At 63.1% G+C, this 15,486-nt stretch carries 13 protein-coding genes; all 13 read right to left on the reverse strand.

Going from position 1 to position 15,486, the window contains the following annotated elements:
* The coding region (locus tag GNZ12_RS01790) for an aldose 1-epimerase (protein WP_172308728.1) at positions 1-777 on the reverse strand (777 nt) is incomplete at its 3' end.
* A gap of 222 nt (positions 778-999) precedes the next feature.
* On the reverse strand, positions 1,000-1,941 hold the full coding sequence (locus tag GNZ12_RS01795; protein WP_172308729.1) for an SMP-30/gluconolactonase/LRE family protein: 942 nt from the start codon (positions 1,939-1,941) through the stop codon (positions 1,000-1,002).
* Positions 1,938-2,738 carry an SDR family NAD(P)-dependent oxidoreductase gene (locus GNZ12_RS01800; RefSeq protein WP_172308730.1) on the reverse strand — a complete coding sequence of 267 codons (801 nt, stop codon included), beginning with the start codon at positions 2,736-2,738 and terminating at the stop codon, positions 1,938-1,940. The genes GNZ12_RS01795 and GNZ12_RS01800 overlap by 4 nt, the downstream gene beginning before the upstream one ends.
* Positions 2,739-2,778: 40 nt before the next feature.
* Entirely contained in the window at positions 2,779-3,795 is a 1,017-nt protein-coding gene (gene araH, locus GNZ12_RS01805; RefSeq protein ID WP_172308731.1) for an L-arabinose ABC transporter permease AraH, read from the reverse strand.
* Between the two features lie 54 nt (positions 3,796-3,849).
* Positions 3,850-5,391 (reverse strand): L-arabinose ABC transporter ATP-binding protein AraG, encoded by a 1,542-nt coding sequence (araG, locus tag GNZ12_RS01810; protein WP_172308732.1) that lies wholly within the window; start codon positions 5,389-5,391, stop codon positions 3,850-3,852.
* A gap of 216 nt (positions 5,392-5,607) precedes the next feature.
* The gene (locus tag GNZ12_RS01815; RefSeq protein ID WP_172308733.1) at positions 5,608-6,606 is read right to left on the reverse strand and encodes an arabinose ABC transporter substrate-binding protein; all 999 of its coding nucleotides are present in this window, start codon (positions 6,604-6,606) and stop codon (positions 5,608-5,610) included.
* Between the two features lie 164 nt (positions 6,607-6,770).
* Complete coding sequence (locus GNZ12_RS01820) at positions 6,771-7,583, reverse strand: SDR family oxidoreductase (protein WP_172308734.1); 813 nt, start codon at positions 7,581-7,583, stop codon at positions 6,771-6,773.
* Positions 7,580-8,260, reverse strand: a complete 681-nt coding sequence (locus GNZ12_RS01825) for a 2-dehydro-3-deoxy-6-phosphogalactonate aldolase (protein WP_172308735.1) — start codon at positions 8,258-8,260, stop codon at positions 7,580-7,582. The genes GNZ12_RS01820 and GNZ12_RS01825 overlap by 4 nt, the downstream gene beginning before the upstream one ends.
* Positions 8,261-8,296: 36 nt before the next feature.
* The gene (locus GNZ12_RS01830) at positions 8,297-9,355 is read right to left on the reverse strand and encodes a 2-dehydro-3-deoxygalactonokinase (RefSeq protein WP_172308736.1); all 1,059 of its coding nucleotides are present in this window, start codon (positions 9,353-9,355) and stop codon (positions 8,297-8,299) included.
* On the reverse strand, positions 9,352-10,347 hold the full coding sequence (locus GNZ12_RS01835; protein WP_172308737.1) for an IclR family transcriptional regulator: 996 nt from the start codon (positions 10,345-10,347) through the stop codon (positions 9,352-9,354). Before GNZ12_RS01835 ends, GNZ12_RS01830 begins: the two co-directional genes overlap by 4 nt.
* A gap of 1,314 nt (positions 10,348-11,661) precedes the next feature.
* Positions 11,662-12,384, reverse strand: coding sequence for a monofunctional biosynthetic peptidoglycan transglycosylase (gene mtgA / locus GNZ12_RS01840; protein ID WP_074282175.1), 723 nt, complete (start codon positions 12,382-12,384; stop codon positions 11,662-11,664).
* Between the two features lie 61 nt (positions 12,385-12,445).
* The gene (gene aroE, locus GNZ12_RS01845) at positions 12,446-13,309 is read right to left on the reverse strand and encodes a shikimate dehydrogenase (RefSeq protein ID WP_172308738.1); all 864 of its coding nucleotides are present in this window, start codon (positions 13,307-13,309) and stop codon (positions 12,446-12,448) included.
* A complete protein-coding gene (locus GNZ12_RS01850; protein ID WP_172308739.1) occupies positions 13,306-15,426 on the reverse strand; it encodes a ribonuclease catalytic domain-containing protein in 2,121 nt (706 codons plus the stop codon). The genes aroE and GNZ12_RS01850 overlap by 4 nt, the downstream gene beginning before the upstream one ends.
* Positions 15,427-15,486: the final 60 nt, after the last annotated feature.

Consider the following 15,486-nt stretch of genomic DNA (forward strand, 5'->3'; position numbering starts at 1 on the left):
CCCGCTCCAGCCCGTGAACGCGTGATTGACGATGATTTCCGGCAGCGGATACGCCACACCGAATTGCCACGCGGGCGGCGCCGGCACGTGACGCACCGGCAGCCAGTCGTCGCCGGAGAGCCACAGGCCGCCGGCCGCTGCCGACAGTTCGGTATCCGCGTCACGCACAAAAAATGGATGCAGGCCCAGCCCGAAAGGCAGCACCTCGCGGCCGGCATTCTCGATGTCCAGCGTGATGACGAGCGTGGGGCCGTCTAGCGCATAGGTTTGCGCCGCGCGGAATGCGTATGGTTTGCCGTCATGGCGATCAAGCGTCAGACGCACATTTTCGCGGTCCGACTCCGCGACCTGCCAGGCGGAGAGCCAGCCGTCGCCATGGATCGGCAGGGGTTCGTCGGCGCGATTTTGCGGCACCTCGACACGCCGCCCCGCCACATTGAATTGACCGCCGCCGATCCGGTTCGAATACGGCAGCAGCGGATAGCAGGCCAGCTCGTTCGGCTGGGTATCCGCAGCGACATGACGGCAGCGCCGGAAAATCGGCGTGAGCGCGCCGTCGTTGCGCCAATCGAAACGGGTGACGCCGCCGCCAAGCGTCGGCGCGACGTCGAGGCGCAAATGTGCGTTGGCGAGCGTGATGCACGCGAGCTCGCCGCCGCTCGTCTCACCGACTGCAACCGCCGACGTGCTGGGACCCGGAAGCACCGGATTGGCCGCCGCGTTGAGTCGCGCGCGTCGGCTCTGGGAAGAAGCGGAAACAGGATTCGCAACAGTCATATCTGGCTCCATCGAGAGGCGTGGGACGTTGCCGTCATTGCTGACGGATGCTGTTGGGCGATTTTTTTGCACCGGTCGCCTCTGGGTCCGAACTGCATGCTGCCGATTTGCTGCCGATCTGCTGGCACTGGGTTTGCAACACCCAACTGCTGATTTACTGTCAAAGCCACTGCTCTACCATCCTCCGCTGCCGCCTCGACGCTGAGGCTGCGTCATTTTGCGCTATGCGGGCGAGCCTTGGAACACCGGTTCCGGCAAACCTTGCCGGCCAGGCGTTGCGATAAACACGCCGCCCGCATGCGCATCGCTCGCGAGCGCCGCCGCGTCGAGATCGATGCGCGCACTCGTGATGTACAGCGTGTCCAGTTGCGCAGGCCCCGCAGGAAGTCCGCTTGGGGGACCGCCGAACGCGACGCAGCTCGGCTGCATGGTCGGCACATCGACGCGCTCGGTTTCCACGCCGTCGGGGCCATATCGCACCACGCGCCTGCCGCCCCATTGCGCGTTCCACAATCCGCCGTCGCGGTCGATGGTCGAGCCGTCGGGCTCGCCCGTCGCGTCGGTCAGTGTCGTGAACACGCGGTCGTTGGCGATGCTGCCGTCCGCGCGATAGTCGCAGACGCGGATTTCACGCGCCGGCGAATCGCAGTAGTACATCGTCGCGCCGTCAGGACTGAACGCGATGCTGTTCGAGATCGCCGGTGCAGGCAGCAATAAACGCTCCAGCGACAAATCATGGTTCAGGCGATAGAACCCACCGACCGCCTGCAGCGGCGAGCCTTCGTCTTTCGTGCCGAATACGAAACGGCCTTGACGGTCGCAGCGGCCGTCGTTCACACGCGTATTCAAGCCCGGTTCGACGTCGACGATACGCCGCGTTACGCCAGTTGCCAGATCGAAGAACGCCAGATGCGTCGCTAGTCCGAGCAGCAGGTAGCGCGGATCGGCGCACAGCGCAAACGTAGCGAGACGCTCGGGCATGCGCCAGAACATGCTTTGGCCGTCGCTCGGGTCATAGCGCCACAGCCGCGCGCCTTCGATATCGGTCCAGTAAAAGCGACCCGATTTTGTGCACCAAGTCGCGCCTTCGCCGAGCGTGCATTGCGTGTCGAGCAGCAGCGTCGCGCCTGGCGCCGGCAGACCTGTACGACCACCCGCACTCACGCCCAGCCTCCGTCGACGATGAGGTCCTGCGCGGTGATCATCCTGCTGTCATCCGCGGCGAGGAACAGCGCCATGCGCGCGAGATCGGCGGGTTGCAGTTCAGCGTCGATGCACTGACCCTCCTTGATCGAGCGACGGCCTGCGTCGTCGAGCCACAAACGCTTCTGCTTCTCCGTCATCACCCACCCCGGCACCAGCGTATTGACGCGGATGTTGAAGTGACCGAGGTCGCGCGCGAGGCCGCGCGTCAAACCCTGCACCGCCGATTTCGACATCACGTACACCGGATAGCCGCCGTTCTTCAGCATCCAGCTAATCGAACCGAGATTGATGATCGAACCCGCGTTGGCGGCTTTCATGTCCTCCATCACCGCTTGCGCAGCGAAGAACTGGTGACGGATATTCACCGCGATGCCGGCGTCGAAAGACTCGCGCGTCACTTCGCCGATCGTGTGGCGCTTGTCGTTTGCCGCGTTGTTCACCAGTACCTGAATCGGACCGAGTGCGGCCTTCACGTCGGCGATCGCTTTTTGCAGCGCGTCGATGTCGGTCAGATCGCACGGCAAAAACAGCGGCTTGTGTTTCGAATCGCCAAGTTCATCGGCGAGCGCGTCACCCGCGGTTGCATCAATATCGAAGAACGCGACGCGCGCACCCTGCGCCGCGAAATGCTCGACGAACGATGCGCCGATACCAGTCGCGCCGCCCGTGATCAACACCGTTCGGTCGACGAGACTCGGATAGCGGGCAAACGTGCTGTCCGCGAGACGGTCGTTTGCATGGGCCGGAGACGACATCGTTCGATTCCTTTTAGAGCAAAATGAGTGAGTCGCGGGATTAGTCTCGCGAGCCGCGGTTCTTCAACTGGTCGAGCAGCACAGCGGCGAGCAGAATCGCGCCGCGCACAAGGTACTGGTAGAACGCGTCGATGTTCATCAGGTTCATCACGTTCTCGACCGTACCCATGATCAGCACGCCGATGACGACACCGGAGATCGTCGCGCGACCGCCGAGCAGCGACACGCCGCCCAACACGCACGCCGAAATCACGTTCAGCTCGAAGCCTTCCGCCGCATTCGGCTGACCCGACGTAATCCGCGAAGCCAGAATCACACCGGCCAGCGCCGTGACAGCGCCTTGAATCAGGAAGATATAAACGCGCGTGCGCTCGACATTGATACCAGCAAGACGCGAGGCTTCCGGGTTACCGCCGATTGCCAGCGTATTACGGCCGTACACGGTCTGATTGAGCATCACGCCGAACACGATGAAGCACAGCAGCGTGACCCAGATCGGCAGCGACACGCCGAAGAAGCTCAAGCCGCCCAGCGCGATAAACGTATCCGACGACACACCCACTGCCTGCCCGTGCGACACGATAAAACCAAGACCGCGGACGATTTCCATCGTCGCGAGCGTCGTGATCAGCGCGTTGATGCGCAGATACGCAATCACCGCGCCGTTGACGAAGCCAATCACCGCACCCGCTGCCACAGCGGCAATGATCGCGATGAACGTATTGCCCGTGGCGTTCAGCACCATCGCGCACAGCACACCGGCGAACGCGACCGTCGAACCCACCGACAAGTCGAAATCGCGCGAGGCCAGACAGAACATCATCGTGCACGCGACCATGCCGATCTGCGAGATCGACAGCGCGAGACCGAGCATGTTCTCGATCGAGAAGAAGTGATCGACGGTCAGCGACATCGTGATGAACATCACGATGAAGATCAGAATCAGGCTGTACTCGGTGAGCTGCTGCCACCATTTCGCCTTGTCGTTCGACTGCGGAATCAGCGCTTCGGCCGCGCCTTTGGCGGCTTGTTGCGCGAGGTTTTCTCTGGCTTGCATGTTGAAGACTCCTCCCGTTCCCCACGGGTTGCCGGACTTTCGTCCAGATAATGTTCAGGCCGCTTGCTCGGTGGCTGCGGTTCCGGTTCCGGGCAGCGCGGTCGAGCTTTGCGGCAACGCGAGGCTCAACACCGTTTGTTCCGTGGCTTCCTTGCGCGACAGCTCACCGGAAATCCGTCCCTGGCGCATCACGACGATCCGGTCGGACACGCCGAGCACTTCCGGCAATTCCGACGAAATCATCACGATCGCGCAGCCGCGTTCGGCCAGCTGATAAATCACGTTATAGATCTCATGCTTCGCGCCGACGTCGATCCCGCGCGTCGGCTCGTCGAGAATCACCACCTTCAGATCAGGCTCGGCCAGCCAGCGCGACAGAATCGCCTTCTGCTGGTTGCCGCCCGACAGGAAGCGAATCTTCTGGCGGCGGCTCGGCGTCTTGATCTTCAGCAGTTTGATAAAACGGTCGGCCGTTTCCGCTTCTTTCTTGCGATCGAGGAACATCCCCACGCGCAAGTAGTGGCGGCGGCAACTGATGTTGATGTTCTCCGACACGGTCGCCATCGCGACGATGCCCTCTTCCTTGCGGTCTTCCGGGCACAGCACGATGCCGTGCCTGATCGCCTCGCCGGCGCTTCGCACCTTGATCGGCTTGCCGTCGAGCACGATCTCGCCGCTCTTCTTGTGATCAGCGCCGTACACCAGATGCATCAGTTCGCTGCGGCCCGCACCCACCAGACCGAAGAAGCCGACGATCTCGCCGCGCCGTACCTCAAAGCTGGCCGGTTGCGCGAGCGCATGACCTTCGATCGCTTTCACCGCGAAGCGTACGTCGCCGAGCGGCCGCGCTGAATAGCTATAGATGTCGGCGATTTCACGTCCGACCATTTCGCTCACGATGGTGTCGCGCGACACGCCTTTCAGCGTCGTATGTGAGGCGATCTTGCGGCCATCGCGGAAAATCGTGCAGGCATCGCACAGCTCATAGATCTCGTCCATGCGGTGCGAGATGTAGATCATCGCGCGATTGTCAGCACGCAGATCGCGTACCAGCTTGAACAGCACTTCGGTCTCGCGATGCGACAACGAGCTGGTCGGTTCATCCAGTGCGATCACGCGCGCGTTACGCAGCAGCGCCTTGCAGATTTCGACCATCTGCCGTTGCGCGATCGAGAGCTTCCTCAGCTTCGCGTTCGGATCCAGCGCCACACCCATCGCTTCGAGCCGTTCACGCACGAAGCGTTTGGCTTCGCGCTTGTTGACCCAGCCGAGCGAGTTCGGCAGTTGGCCCAGCAGCAGGTTTTCCGCGACCGTCAGATCGGGCACGTATTGCAGTTCCTGGTGAATCACCGCGATCCCCGCCGCGATCGACGATGCCGCGCTCGTGAAGCGCACCTCGTTGCCGTCGATCATGACGCGGCCTGAATCGGGCTGGTATTCACCGCCGAGAATCTTCAGCAGGGTCGATTTCCCTGCGCCGTTTTCGCCCATCAGGCCGTGCACCTGGCCGACGTTGACGTCGAAGGACACACCGTCGAGCGCGCGCACGCCTGGAAAGACTTTGCCGATATTGTCAAAACGTAGCGTCGCTGACACTTCGCCTCCTCTGTCGACCCGAGTTAGCGCTTTAGCGCTTACTCCGGTCCCATGCAAGTAAGTTGCTGCTTCGTGTGAACCGTGCTCTTTTAGGTGCCTCATGGACACCAAGCGCGGTCTGTCTCAACTACTCATCTTGTATTGCTGCCGGTGCGCCCAATCCTTGGAGAATGACGCACCGGCTGTTCACTTCACTGCACCGCAACAAACAGCGGCTTACTTCGATGCCAGGCCCATCTTCTCGCGCACTTCACCCACGTTGTCACGCGTGGCCAGCATGCCGGTCGTCAGCGTGAGCATCGGCGGTTCCTTGCCTTGCGTGATCCAGTCGTACATCAGCGTCGAGGTTTCTTCGCCGTGACGCTTCGGGCTGATGATGACCGTGCCGTAGAAGCCGGTCGGCGTCGGCTTCTTGAACTCGTTCAACGCCGAGTCCGACCCACCGATACCGATACCGATCATATTGTCCGCCTTGAAGCCCCGGCCTTCCGCTGCGCGCACCGCGCCGAGCACGCCTTCGTCGTTCAGTGCGTAAGCCACCCAGTGCTTGAACTGCGGATTCTTCGTCAGCGCGATGTTGGCGGCGTTGAACGCGTTTTCCGTATCGGTCTTCGCTTGCGGCGCTTCAACCACGTTGGCCTTCGGGAAACCGGCGGCGACGAGTGCGTCGGTTGCACCGGTAGTGCGGTCAACTGCGGTCGGCAACTGGTTGTAGGTCACGTCGATCGCGCCGACGTCCTTCATGTCCCAGCCGCGTTTCTTGATTTCCGCTGCAAGGCCATCACCCACCTGCTTGCCGATGTTGTATGCCGAGATGCCCATATGCGGCACCGAAGCAATCGGCTTGCCCGCGCCGTCGACGAGGCGATCGTCCACCGTCATCATCTTCAGGCCGTCGGCCTTTGCCTTGGCGACGATGCCCGGTCCGAGCTTGACGTCAGGCGTGCAGATCACAAAGCCTTGTGCTTTCTGCGCAGACAGGTTGTCGATTGCGCTCATCACCTTCTCGCCCGACGGCGCGCCAATCTTCACCAGCGTGAAGCCCTTTTCCTTGGCAGCGATTTCGGCGAACTTCCATTCGTCCTGGAACCACGGTTCTTCCGGCTGCTTCACGAGGAAGCCGATCTTGACCGGATCGGCAGCTTGCGCAACCGGTGCGTTGAAGAGCACACCCGCCGCCGCTGCTGCCAGCGTGAGGAAAATTCTTCGTTTCATAATGCGTGTCTCCTGACTAATTGGTAACGAGAAGGTATCGGCCGCGTTTTCTTGTACCGGTGATGACACACGCGGCCAGCGCGTCGTCCGGTGAAACCTGAGTGCCCCTTATTGCTTGTTCCTGCTGCTGGTCCTGCTTCTTGTTGCCTGCTGGTCCGCTACGTTCAGTCGTGATACAGCGCCGAGCGACCGCCATCCACGGTGATGCAGGTAGCGTTGATGAACGGCGCTTCATCCGAGGCCAGAAACACCGCCGTCATCGCCACTTCTTCCGGGCGGCCAATGCGCTTCATCGGTTGCAGATCGAGCGTCGCCTGTTGCGCGGCGGCCGGATCGGCTTGTTCGTTCCACCAGTCGTGCGTCAATTGCGTTTCGATGTACCCCGGCGCGATCGCGTTGACCCGCACATTGCGCGGTGCATATTCGATACCGAGCGCACGTGTCAAACCGAGCACGCCATGCTTCGCGACCGGGTACGGAAAACATCCCGGAATGATCTTGAATGCATGCGTCGACGCGATATTCACGATGCTGCCCGCGCCGCGTTCGACCATGCCCGGCAACACCGCACGACACCCGTTCCAGACGCCGTCGAGATCGACCGCGAAGCAACGGCGCCAGTCGTCGTCGGTCATCGTCAGCGGGTCGCAGAACACATTGATGCCGGCGTTGTTGACGAGCACGTCGAGCGCGCCGAACGCATGTTCCGCCTCACTGACCGCGTGCTGGACCGACGCCGATTGCGTCACATCCGTCTGCACTGCCAGCACTTTTGCTTCGCTGGCACCGTCCGCTCCATGCGTGTCACTGGCACCGAGCGCCGCCCGGATTTCGCGCGCCGTCCGCTCGGCCGTTTCGATATCGAGTTCAGCCAGGACGACCGCCGCACCCTCGCGCGCAAACGCGAACGCGATCGCCGCACCGATGCCGCGCCCGGCGCCGGTGATCAACGCGACTTTGTCGGCGAGCCGCTTCATTTCTTCGCGCCTGCGCGGGCGATGCGCAGCCCGTTGATGAACGCCTTCGCATGCGAGGCCGTCACCGCCGCACTCTGCCCCGGCCTGTAAAGCGCCGAGCCGAGGCCGAAACCGTTCGCGCCGGCACTCAGGAACGGACCCATGTTGTTCGGCGTGATCCCACCGACCGGCACAAGCGGCACTTCCGCTGCGATCACCGCGCGCCATGCCTTCACGACGTGGCAGCCGAGTTGTTCCGCGGGGAACATCTTCAGCACGTCGGCGCCGTTTTTCAGCGCGATGAAGGCTTCGTTCGGCGTCGCCACGCCCGGCGCGCAGGCCATGCCTTGCGCTTTCGCGGCGCCGACGACCTCCGGGTCGCTATGCGGCATGACGATCAGTTCGCCGCCCGCCGACTTCACGTCGTTGACAAAACTCGGATGCAGCACCGTGCCTGCACCCACGATCGCATCGGCCGGCAACGCCTTGCGGATCGCCGCGATGCTGTCGAACGGTTGCGGCGAATTCAACGGCACTTCGACGATGCGAAATCCGGCTTCGTACAGCGCCTGACCGTGCTCGGCGGCATCCACGGGCGTCACGCCGCGCATGATCGCGATCAGCGGACAGACCTCGAACGCCGCGATCAGACCCGCGTGCGGCATGTACGGGGCGGGCAGATTGATGTGAGGTTGCATGTCGATTCCTTGTTTCGTGGGCGGCGGCGCTGCCGGTCAGCCGGCGTGCGCGGTCTGGGCGGCCGGATTGACGAGCCCCGCCTGGGTGGCGACGCGCCACAAGCCGCGTTCAGTGGCGTGCTTCACCAGCTCCGCGTGAGTGCAGCCGAATTGCGTAAGAGCCACGCGATAGCGCTCGCACAGCGCTTCATTGCCGATCAGGCGCAAGTGCTGCCCGGCGAGCGAGTTTTGCTGTTGCGTGAGCACGGCTTCGAGACCGGCCAGTTCGTGCCCGATCAGCAAGCCCGACAAATAGTCCGGCTGCTGTTCGCGCGAAAGTTGTCCGGTGAGCCCGAGCGTGCGAGCGCTGAATACGGTGGCCAGCATGCCCGCCTGGCCTTTGTCGCGGGCGATCTTCACGCCGCGCAGGAATGCGCCGGTATCCGGACGATCCGGCGTGACCATCGTGCGGCCGAGGATGGTGTGCTGGCGCAATGCCGCGAACACTTCACCAGTCATGAAGGTATGAAAACGTTCGATGCGACCCGCCTGCACAACGGCCCATTTCGCGTGGGTACCAGGCAAACCGATCAGCGCACGCTTGCCGCTGTCCACGGCGCTGGTGTCCTGACCGAGTGCACCGAAGATCTGTGTTTCTTCGCCGCGCATCACATTCGGCAGGTCGCCGCGCTGCAGGACGCCCGGCACGATGTGCAGCGTCGCGCCGCACGCGGCTTTTACACGCACGATGCCGGCCACCAGCGCATCGGCATTCGCCGGCGCGTCGACATACGGTGCTTCGACCCAGCCTTGCGCGCTGCCGACCATACCGGCTGCGATCACCGGCACGGCAGGCGCCTGTTCGAGCCAGGCACCGCATGCGTCTTCGAAGGCGGCGTCGAAGCCGCCTTGCTCGGCGCTCCGCGGCAAATTCATGATGCCGTCCGTCGATGCCCGCGTCGCCAGCACGTCGCCGGCCGCGTCGTACAGATACGCGCGCAGCGACGTCGTGCCCCAGTCGAGCGCAATGAGCGCTGCGTGCTGGAGATTGGCGTCGGCGGCCGCGGCGTTGTTCACCGGATTGACCGCTTGCGTGTGAGAACCCGCCTGCTTCATCGCTTGATCCTGCGGGTTGCCGGTTGCGGGGCACGCCAGCCGAGTTCTTCCGAGATCGCACGCGCTTCGCGCTGAACGACCGGAATCAGTTCGTCCATGCGTTCGAGCGACATATACGGAATCGTGCTCGCCACCGACAGCGCCGCCACCACTGCACCCGATGCATCGCGCACCGGCGCCGCGACGCAACGGATCGAGGCTTCGTTTTCTTCGAGGTCGAAGGTGTAGCCGCCCGCCGCGTAGTTGGTCATGCGTTGCATGAAGGTCTGCGCGTCGGGGCGGTTATCCGGCTTGAAACTGACGCTGGCGAGCGCGCGCCGCGAGGCTTCGAAGAGCGACTGCCAGACGTCCGGCGTGAGGTCGAGCATCATGGCTTTGCCGATGCCCGTCGACGCCAGCGGCATCCGGTGGCCGACGCGCGAGCGCATTTCGAGGCCACGGGTGCCGGGGATCTTGTCGATGTACAGGACATCATCGCCGTCGCGCACACCGAGGTGGATCGTGTCGAGGGTCTGTTCAGCGAGCGACTCGAGATGCTGGCGCGCGACCGCGGTGAGCGGCATCTGTTCGAGCGCGATGGTGCCGAGTTCGATCAGCTTCGGGCCGAGCAGATAGCCGCCTTGCACTTGGCGCAGATAGCGCGCCTGCACGAGGCTGCTCACCAGCCGGTGCGTGGTGCTGCGGGTTGTGCCGAGCGCGGCGCCGAAGGTGCGCAGATCACGCACGCCGGCGGCGGCGGCTTCCAGAATCGCGAGGCCGCGCAGCAGCGTTTGTGTGCCGGCTTGCTGCGGGGTGATGTCGAGCAGCGTGCTGGGCAAGGCGATTTCGTCGACCACGGGCGGTTGCGCGCTGGCGCGCGGGGCTTTGGCGGCGTTCGCGGTTTCGACGGCGTTCGCGGCCGGTTGCGGCGCTGCGCGGGTCGCATGATCGGCTGACGGCGCCAGATCGGTTTCGGATGCGCCGGCGGCGTGAGTAGGCATCGCTTTGTTCATGGCGATTGGGTTTTCGGTGGTTTTTTGCGCTTACAGCGCGGGGCCGGAGAGGACGCCTGTTTTGCTCGCGGCACAGTGCGTGTTGCCTGTGGCACGGGCATGCGGGTGCTGCCTTTGAGGCTTGGGCATGGTTTGGCTTGTCTCCGGTTTTTTTACTTGCTGTCGCTGGCCGTGGCTGATTTTTCTGCCTCACGGTGCGTGTTGGGTTGGATTGTAGGGCGGTTTTTTTGGAAACTCCAATATGTGAGTGCTGGATTCATATAATGGGATTTTTGCCTTGCCGGGGGCCGGTTTTTGTCTGTTTGCCTAGGGCGGTGGTCTTTCCCTAGTTTGTTTGTCTTCGCGACGCTTTTTGTCTGGTTGCCGGCGGGGTCGGGCTTTGCTGGGGTTGTTTGCCTGCGCGGCGCTTGTTTCGTCTGTACGCCTGCGGCGTTGGCCTTTCCTTGAATTCTTATTGGTCTATTAGCGTCGCCCCTGTGCGGGGCAGGCCCCTACTTTTCTTTGCCTGCCGCAAAGAAAAGTAGGCAAAAGAAAGCGGCTCACACCGCTAGCTCATAAGCGGGTCCCCTGGCTCGGAGGGGGCAGTGGTGCATCTGGAATCCGTGTTCTCGCACATTCCGCCCTGGTGACAAGGCAGTCATACTTCCGGCGGCGCTGCGCGCGCCGACGCGCATTTCATCAAACCATTCGCTCGTTTTCGCGCCCGACTTCAACTACTCGGCACAGTAGGTCACCGTCCCGCCGCGAATGCGCACGACGCTTGGTTTGAAACCCAAGCTCGTATTGCCACGCATCTGTGCATCTCACGGCGAGTAATCGAACGCTGCACCTCGCCGATGCACCCCCTTCGCTTCAAACGTAGCGGCTGGTCTCCCATGCAGACTCGTCCACGCCGAGGCGAAATCGATGGGCTCCACCACGCGCACCCGAAGCCCTTGGTGTACCACCATGCAGCCCCGTTCTCGCCGAGGTGAAGCCGACGGCGCCCACCGTGCGTAATCGAAGCCCCACGGTTTCCCATGCGGACCCGTCCGCGACGCACGCAGTGCGGAGTGGGAGCTGATGAGCGCTTTGTCACTCACGTTGAATGTGCGAGGGCACGGATTCCAGATGCACCACTACCGCAACTGTGCGGGGGACCCGCTTAAGAGTTAGCGGTTTGAGCCGCTTTCTTTTGCCCCTACTTTTCTTTGCGGCAGGCAAAGAAAAGTAGGTGCCGCCCCGCACAGGGGTGACGCTAATAAACCAATAAGAATTCAAGGAAAGGCCAACGCCGCAGGCGTACAGACCAAGCGCCGCGAAGGCAAAAAAAACCTAGTCGGGCAATTCCGCCGCCCCCATCCGCCGCGCAATCACGCGCGAACGTTGAGCCAGATATGCCGAGCCCCTGTGCTCGTCAAAGTACTTAGGCTGCGGCAGCATCACCGCCAGCCGTGCCGACTGCCCAGCAGTCAACTTGGCAGCAGAAGTCTTGTAGTAATAATGCGCGGCCGCCTCAGCGCCATAAACCCCATTCCCCCACTCAACGGAGTTGAGATAGATCTCAAAGATCCGCTGCTTATCCATCAAGGTCTCAAGCATCCACGTGATGATCAACTCCTGACCCTTACGGATATAACTCTTCTCCCGGGATAAAAACAGATTCCGCGCCAGCTGCTGGGTAATCGTCGACCCGCCGCGAACAATCTTGCCCTTGGCCTTATTCCGCTCCCACGCCTGCAAAATAGCGTCCGTCTCGTAGCCATTGTTAGTCACGAAATTCGCGTCTTCGGAAGCAATAATCGCCCGCTTCAGATTGTGCGAAATCTGCTCATACGGCACCCACGTATGCTGTACCGAAAGATCCGGCCGATCCTCCGACAACCGCCATGCATCCGAGCGCATGAAAGCCGTCGACTGGGGATTCACGTAGTTCCAGACCGCGATCTGCGCGAAGTAAAACGCCTGCGTCGCAAGCCACGCAATCGCCACCACGGCGCCCAGATAAAACATCCATCGCACCGGACCTGGCCGGCTCGCGCGCCGCGTTGCTGTCATCGTGCCTGGAGTCCTCGAGTCGGTGGGTGAGTACGCGTGTTCCGGAAAGTCAAGCAGCGACCTAGGCGTGCGACGGCGCCGCCAACAACGCACGCAACTCGGCCAGCACCGGCGCGCCATCGGGCCGCACACCACGCCACACGTAAAACGATTCGGCCGCCTGCTCGACCAGCATGCCAAGGCCATCGGCGCCACGCGCACCCAGCTTCCGCGCGTGCTCCATGAACACCGTCGGATGCGCGCCGTACATCATGTCGTAAGCGAGCGTGCCGCTACCGAACGCGCGGTCGTCACATTCGGGCAACGAAGCGTCCAGGCTGCCCGCCGTCGCGTTGACGATCACGTCGTACTCGCCGGCTTCGATCGCTCGCGCGCTGCCGCCGGTCAGACGGCAAGCGGCGTCGTGTGCGGCCTGCGCGAACTGGTCGACGAGCACTTCAGCCTTCGCCGCCGTACGGTTGACGATCGTCAGCGTATGCGGCGCACGGTCCAGCATTGGCAGCACGACACCACGCGCGGCGCCACCTGCACCAAGCAGCAAAATCCGCGCACCCTTCAACGAAACGCCGAGATTCACTTCGATGTCTCGCACGAGACCGAAGCCGTCCGTGTTGTCGCCGTAGACACCGCTCGCGTCGAACCGCAATGTGTTCACTGCGCCCGCTGCCGCCGCGCGCGGCGACAGGGTGTCGGCGAATGCATGCGCGTCGAGCTTGAACGGCACCGTCACGTTCAGGCCGCGTCCGCCCGCTTCGATAAACGCCCGCACATGCGGCACAAAGGCATCGACCGGTGCCAGCAGATGGCCGTACTCGATCGGCTCGCCCGTTTGCGCGGCAAAGCGGCCATGAATGAACGGCGATTTGCTATGGCCGACCGGGTTGCCGATGACCGCGTAACGGTCACGTGAATCGCTAGCGCTCATCGCCCTGGCTCCGCGACATGCTGCTGATCGGCTGTGGCATCACCGGAGCCGGCGCCCGCGCCGTCTTCGGCATCGCCCGGTTCAGCCGCGCCGCCGTCGAGGTCGGCTTCCGCCTGGGCCTCAGCTTCGCCTTCGGCACTTTCCTCAGCCACGTCGATGATTTCTTCGTCGCCCTCGTCGGCTTCTTCAGCCTCGCTGCCGCTCGTCACGGTGGGCGCGTCGAGCACGTGCAGCAGGCGCACAGACGCTTCGACGGTCAGCTCGTCGATCGACATCACTTCCATTTGCAAACGCGTACCACGTGCGTGCACGCCGAGACCCGGTACATGCAGCAGCAGCGGAATCTCTTCGAGGCGCACGAGGTCGCCCTTCACCACCGACGCCACCACCTGCTTCCGGTTCTCCTGCTTCAGCCACCGCAGGCACCAGAAGTACTCCATGCGGCGCTGGTGATCGGCGTACGCAGTGTAGGTGTCATCGAAACCTTGCACGACGGCGAACAGATCGGCGTCCTTCGGCTTGAACGGCGCGGCCAGTTTCGCTGTCACGCCATGCTGAACGCAGGCAAGCAACTGCCACTGGTTCACCAGGTCGACGTAACGGCGCAGCGGCGACGTGCTCCACGCGTATTGCGTGACGCCCAGGCCTTCGTGCGGCGCCGCATTGGTCTGCATGCGGGTGCGTTTCGGACCGGTCGGCGCGCCGAACGCGCGCTGCGAACGATAGATGCCCGGCACGCCGTGGTCGTGCAGGAACGCGCCCCACGACGAGTTGGCAAGAATCGCAAGCTCCGCGACGATCGTGTCGAGCGGCGAACCACGCCGGCGCGGCGTAATCGTGATGTGCTCGCCTTCCACGTAGAAGTTGAAATCGGTGTTGCGCTGCACTTCGCGGCGCAGGCCGTAACCGGCGCGCGCGGTCTGGCGCTTTTCGAACAGCGCCTGCGCGAACGGCCACAGGACGGCGATATCTTCCTTGTGCGGATAATCGCCGGTGCCGGCGGCGAGCGCCTCTTCGGTGACAAGCTCGTCCAGCGTGTTGTGGCGCAAATTGTTCTTCACGAACACGCGCTCGGCGCGCGTTTCGCTCGCCACGATTTCCTGCGTCTCGCGATTGATGATCACATACAGCGACAGCGCCGGCCGCAAGCCCCCCTCAGCCAGCGTGAACGCTTCGACGACGCTATCGGGCAACATCGTGATCTTGTCGCCCGGCATATAGACGGTCGACAAACGCGTGCGGGCAATCGCATCAACATCGTCGCCACGCGCGATGCCGAGCGCCGGCGCGGCGATGTGCACGCCGATCCGCACGCGGCCGTCGGCCAGATGCTCGACGGAGAACGCATCATCGATTTCAGTGGTGGTGATGTCGTCGATCGAGAAGGCCTGCACGTCGGCTTCCGGCAGATCTTCCGGCAACGCGCCCACCGTGACCGGCGGAAAACCGGTGCCGTGCGGGAAAAACTCGGAGAGGAATTTCGCCTCGTGCAATGCGCGGGCCGATGGAATCCCGCCGCACTCAAGCATCAGCCGCGCCTGCGAGATGCCGCGCGCCGCGGCCGCGCCTTCGAGCGCCTTGTATTCGATCGTGTTCTTGTCCGGCCGGGTGAGCAAAGCCAGCGCCTTGCTGCCGCTGAAGCCTTCCGGCAGGCGGCCTGCCTTCAGTTCGTCTTCGTAGCCGGCCTGCACCAGCGCCTGCTGACGCTTGCGCTCCAGCCCGGCGAGCGCCATCTTGAGTTGCTCCTGCGGCGCGCGCTGATACATGCCGCGGCCCTTGCGGCGAAAGTACACCGGTGCGCCGTGCATGCGCAGCACCAACGCCGCGCGCTCGATGGAGCCGAACGATTCGCCGAAGTACTCGGCGCCCAGCGCGGCAAACGGAAATTCGTCATCCGGCGCGCATTCCCACAGGAAGTCCAGATCGATGTCCTGCGCGGCGGCGTCCGCCTGCTGCATCAGCTCGCCGGCGGTCGGTTTTTCGAATTCGATCAGCACATCTTTCGCGCGCACCTTGGCGCGCCGGCCGCCCGGCAACTCGACCTGAAAAGCATCGCCCTGGCGCGACAGCACGCTGCCCGCCTTGAAACTGCCCGATTCCTCGAAGAAAACGTTCACTCAATACTCTCGTTCTGACTTGCATCTGCCGGCGCGCCCGATTGGGTTCAGCTATCGGTC

This window comes from Paraburkholderia solitsugae, assembly GCF_013177695.1.
GTDB lineage: Bacteria > Pseudomonadota > Gammaproteobacteria > Burkholderiales > Burkholderiaceae > Paraburkholderia > Paraburkholderia solitsugae.